Genomic DNA, 3,646 nt, shown 5'->3' with positions numbered 1-3,646 from the left:
GGCGCGGCGGACGCTTCGCAAAACTCGAAGTCGGTCGCGATCAGCTCCGCCGGCGCGGCCACGCTCGCGTACTACGCGCAGTATGTCGCCACCGGCGCCGCAACGGCCGGCGCGGCAACGTCGAGCGTGACGTACTCGCTCATTTATCAGTAAATAATTAATTAGCTTTACATAATAATAAGGGATGGGGTGATTCGTATTCACTCCTCCCATTTCACACGCACTGGTTAAGACCATGAAGTTCCGTCAAGCACTACGATTTGCGATCGCCTCCGCGTGTATCGCGTGGTTCAGCCAATTGGCAACGCCCGCCGACGCTTCCGTGGTGATCGGCGGCACGCGCGTGATCTACGGCGCGAGCGAGTCCGAGGTCACGCTCAAACTGTCGAACGCAGGCCAGGCGCCGGCGCTCGTGCAGTCATGGGTCGATACAGGCGACGTGCACAGCGCGCCGTCCACGATCAAGGTTCCATTCACCGTCACACCGCCGATCGCGCGAATCGATCCGTCGAAGTCGCAGACGCTGCGAATCGTCTATACCGGCGAGCCGATGCCGCAGGATCGCGAGTCGGTGTTCTGGCTCAACGTGCTCGAAGTGCCCCCCAAGCCGAGCGCAGCCGACGCGGACATGAACCGGGTGCAGCTCGCATTCCGTTCGCGCATCAAGGTGTTCTATCGACCGGATACGCTCAAGGGCTCGCCCGCGGATGCGCCGGCGCAGCTCACCTGGCGCCTTACGCAGGTCGACGGCAAGCCGGCCATCGAGGCGCATAACCCGACCCCGTTCCACGTGTCGCTGACCGCGATCAGCGTGCAGTTGGGCGACCGCAGCGCGGCTTTCGACGACGGCGGCATGGTCGGGCCGGGCGAGACGCGCGCCTTCCCGCTGAAGGGCGACGTTCCCGACGCGGCGGGCGCTCGCGTGCACTACACGTCACTCAATGACTATGGCGGCGCGGTCAGCGGCGAGACGCCGTTGCGCTCCGGCGCTGCGGCGACGTCGCCGTGATGCACTGCTGACCATCTTCCATTGCGCGAGGCGCGGATAGCGCGCGCTCTCCTTTTCATTGCAAGACCACGCATGCCCGGACGGGCAGGGCGCGGGCTCGCTTATGCTCGGCTGTCTATCGTGATTCAACGTATATCTCGCTTGCCGCGGACCATGTACTGGCGTCCGCGCCAGAGCATGCTGCTCGTGCTGTCCGTGTTCGCGTCGATGGGCGCGATGGCAGCCACCCCGGACGCCACGCAAGTGGCGGAAGTCCAGTTCGACGACATGTTCCTGCAGCATCCTGGCGGTGCGCGGGTGGATGTGAGCCGCTTCGAAAAGGGGAATGCCGCGATGCCGGGTGCGTACCGCGTCGACCTCTTCGTCAACACGAACTGGATCGGTCGTGCCGGCATCACGCTGCGTCCGGTGGGCAACAATCCGAACAACGTCCAGCCCTGCTTCGATCGCGAGCTGTTGCAGCAGGTCGGGGTGGATCTCGCGAAGCTGTCGCCCGAGGCGACGCACATGCTGACGGACAGCAGCCAGGCCTGCCTGATGATCGGCATGCTGGTGCCGGACGCCGTCGCCACCTTCGACAACGGCGAGCAGCGGCTCGACGTCAGTGTCCCGCAGGCCGCGCTGAGCCGCGATGCGCGCGGCTACGTGGACCCGCGCTACTGGGACGAGGGCGTGCCGGCCGCGCTGCTGTCGTACAACGGCAATATCTATCGCGCCGAGAACCAGGGCACGTCGTCGACCCAGGCCTACCTGGGCCTGACCGCCGGCTTCAACGTCGGGCCCTGGCGCTTCCGCCACAACGGCAACTACACCTACGATACGCACGGCGGTTCGCACTACCAGAGCGTGCAGACCAGCCTGCAGCGCTCGATCGCGTCTCTGAAGGCGCAATTGGTGATCGGCGACGCGTTCACCGACGGCACGATGTTCGACAGCGTGGGTTTTCGCGGCGTGCAGCTCTCGAGCGACGAGCGCATGTATCCGGAATCGCAGCGCGGCTATGCGCCGACCATCCACGGCATCGCCAACAGCAACGCGCTCGTGCAGGTGCGCCAGAACGGCAACATCATCTACAGCACCAACGTCGCGACCGGTCCGTTCGTGATCGACGATCTCTATCCGACCGGTTATGGCGGCGACCTCGATGTCGTCGTGACCGAGGCAGACGGCAGCATCCACACCTTCAAGGTGCCGTATGCGTCGGCCGTCAATTCGCTGCGCCCCGGCGTCACGCACTTCAGCGTGACGGGCGGCCAATACCGCAATGCGCTGTTCTCGGGCAAGCCGGCGTTGTTCCAGGCGACGGTGCAGCACGGTTTCACCAACCTGCTCACCGGCTACGGCGGCGTGACGGCCGCGCCCGGCTACGTGGCCGGCCTGGTCGGCGCTGCGCTCAATACCGAGCTGGGCGCGTTCGCGGTCGACATCACGCAGGCCAACACCGATGTACCCGGCACGGGCACGCGTCACGGTCAGAGCGTGAAGGTCTCGTACAGCAAGCTGATCAGTCCGACGAGCACGAATATTGCCGTGGCGGCCTATCGCTATTCGAGCAGCGGCTACCTCGGCCTGCAGGATGCGATGCAGCTGCGCGGTCAGCTGACGGGCGGCGTCAACAATTTGCTGTCGGGCGGCGTGCGTCGCGGCCAGTTCCAGGTCACGCTGAACCAGAGCCTGCCGGAAGGATGGGGTTCGTTCTACCTGTCGGGCTCGACCGTCAACTACTGGAATCGCGCCGGCAACGACACCCAATTCCAGGCCGGCTACAACAATAATTTCCGGCGCATCAACTACGGCGTGTCGGCGTCTCGTCAATTCGACGTGACGCAGAATCGCTGGGACAACCGCTTCATGCTGAACCTGTCGATCCCGCTGAACCTCGGCTCGCACACGGTGTATGCGTCGACCAGCCTGCAGCACGACTCCAACGGTTCGACGCTGGTCCAGCAATCGATGACGGGCTCGCTCGGCGTCGACAACGCGCTCAGCTACGGCGTGAACGTCGGCCACACCAGCGGCGGCGCGCAGACGACCACCAACGTGGGCGGCAACCTGTCCTACCTGTCGCCGTATGCGACCTTCATGGGCAATGCCTCGAAGGGCACCGGATTCACGCAGTACGGCGGCGGCATCTCGGGCGGCATGGTGGCATACGCCGGCGGCGTGGCCTTCACGCCGACGATGGGCGACACGGTGGCGATCATCGAGGCCAAGGACGCGGGCGGGGCGCGCGTGACGTCCGGCAGCGGCCTGCGCATCGATCCGTTCGGCCATGCGCTGGTGTCGTATCTGACGCCGTTCTCGACCAACGAGGTGGAGATCGATCCGAAGGGCGTGCCGATGAGCGTCGAGCTGAAGTCGAGCGCCCAGCACGTGGCGCCGACCGCGGGCGCGGTGGTGCGCCTGAAGTTCGAGACCGAGGGCGGCGGGCGCGCGGTGATCCTGCGCGCGCGCATGGCCGGTGGCGAGCCGGTTCCGTTCGGCGCGGAAGTGAGCGATGCGGCGGGGCAGAACGTCGGCACGGTGGCGCAGGAAGGCCGCGTCGTGCTGCGCGGCGTGAAGACCGATACCGGCACCCTGCAGGTGAAGTGGGGCGATGCGGCCGGCGAGGCGTGCTCGCTGACATACACGCTGCCG

The 3,646-nt window shown here is 65.8% G+C and carries 2 protein-coding genes and 1 pseudogene; all 3 read left to right on the top strand.

All coding sequences use genetic code 11. The features are described 5' to 3' along the window. Positions 1 to 153 (top strand): annotated as a pseudogene (locus tag AC1RQF_RS33145) (fimbrial protein); the annotation flags it as partial. 82 nt (positions 154 to 235) lie between these two features. Further along, a complete protein-coding gene (locus AC1RQF_RS33140) occupies positions 236 to 1,009 on the top strand; it encodes a fimbria/pilus periplasmic chaperone (protein WP_273995479.1) in 774 nt (257 codons plus the stop codon). Positions 1,010 to 1,162: 153 nt separating this feature from the next. Beyond that, the coding region (locus tag AC1RQF_RS33135; protein WP_492874342.1) for a fimbria/pilus outer membrane usher protein at positions 1,163 to 3,646 on the top strand (2,484 nt) is incomplete at its 3' end.

Source organism: Burkholderia sp. GW821-FHT14F03, assembly GCF_058803765.1.
Note: the sequence above shows the minus strand (reverse complement) of the source record. Positions and strands in the feature narration are given on the sequence as shown.

Excerpts from the sequence above, each read along its gene's own strand:
- AC1RQF_RS33140 (WP_273995479.1), top strand. The coding sequence starts at position 236 with ATGAAGTTCCGTCAAGCACTACGATTTGCGATCGCCTCCGCGTGTATC.